This is a genomic window from Nisaea sp. (genome assembly GCF_017640745.1).
Lineage (GTDB): Bacteria > Pseudomonadota > Alphaproteobacteria > Thalassobaculales > Thalassobaculaceae > Nisaea.
Genome location: NZ_JAEPQA010000074.1, coordinates 1 through 605, shown reverse-complemented (window position 1 = coordinate 605; position 605 = coordinate 1). Strand labels below are relative to the sequence as shown.

At 66.1% G+C, this 605-nt stretch carries 1 protein-coding gene; it reads right to left on the bottom strand.

The annotated features are described in order from the left end of the window. Nucleotides 1-605 (bottom strand): calcium-binding protein (locus JJ959_RS21290; RefSeq protein ID WP_292888491.1); only part of this gene is annotated, 605 nt, incomplete at both ends.

Sequence of the window (605 nt, the reverse complement as noted above, 5' to 3'; positions counted from 1 at the left end):
CCGGTACCGCCATCGATGACGTCGTTACCGCCGCCACCGAAGATCACGTCGTCGCCGTCACCGCCGCTGATGGTTTCCTGGATATCCGCGCCCGTGACCGAGTCATTGCCCGCGCCGCCGTCGATGCTGTCGGAGCCTCCGGTATTGACGATGGTGTCGTCACCGGCGCCGCCGGAAACCGTGTCTGCATCGTCGCCACTGTCGATCTGGTCATTTCCGTCGCCGCCGGAAATCAGGTCGTTGCCCGCGCCGCCGGAGACCGTGTTCTGGCCCGATCCGGTCTCGATGCTGTCATCGCCCGCGCCACCGTCGAGAGCGTCATTGCCATCGCCGCCGGAAAGAGTATCCGCACCGTCGCCACCATCGAGGCTGTCGTCACCGGCCGCTCCGTCAAGAATGTCCGATCCGGCATTGCCGCCGAGAGTGTCGGCACCCGTACCGCCATCGATCGTGTCGTCGCCAGCGCCGCCATCAAGGATGTCGTCATCCGCGTCGCCGTCGAGGCTGTCATTCCCGGCTCCGCCACTCAGGGTGTCGTTATCCGCGCCGCCATCGATCGTGTCGTCGCCATCGCCGCCATCAAGCTGATCGCTTCCGGCTCCACC